General features: G+C 51.8%; 1 protein-coding gene. It reads left to right on the top strand.

All coding sequences use genetic code 11. The features are described from left to right. Positions 1–595: calcium-binding protein (locus A8L45_RS23380; protein ID WP_281181543.1), on the top strand; the 595-nt coding region annotated here is incomplete at both ends.

Genomic DNA, 595 nt, shown 5'->3' on the forward strand with positions numbered 1-595 from the left:
GCTGGCGACGATACGCTGTATGGCGGCGGCGGTGTCGATACCCTTGAGGGTGGTCTGGGTGACGACACCATTCACACCGACGGTGATGATACCGTTACAGGGGGCGAGGGTACCGATACCCTGGTCTACACAGATGCCACCCAGATGAGTGGCAAACTTCAAGCCGATTTTGAAAATGTTACCGCAACTAACGGCAGTAACTCTCTGCGAGGAAACGATGGCAACAATGTTGTCACGACGGGCAGCCAGAGTGACACACTCACAGGTGGCGCAGGCACAGATACCCTTCAGGGCGGTGCTGGCAACGATACCTATCTGATAAATCGCGGCGATGGCACTGACACTATTATCGATTCGGCTGGTTCTGACCGCATTCTGTTTGGTGCAGGTATCAGCCGTGACGACATATCTCTGAACAGTGCAGGTGACAATCTGGAGATCCGCATAAGCGACGGTGATAACGGAGAAGACAAAGTTATTGTTCAGGGCTTTTACCAGAGTGGATTTGTCGAGAAGCTTGAGTTCGCCGATGGCACTATGATGGATATTGGTCAATCCAGCCAATTTATTGCTGGCGACAACAATAGCAATGATA

Origin of the sequence: Veronia pacifica, assembly GCF_001707825.1 — a bacterium.
Lineage (GTDB): Bacteria > Pseudomonadota > Gammaproteobacteria > Enterobacterales > Vibrionaceae > Veronia > Veronia pacifica.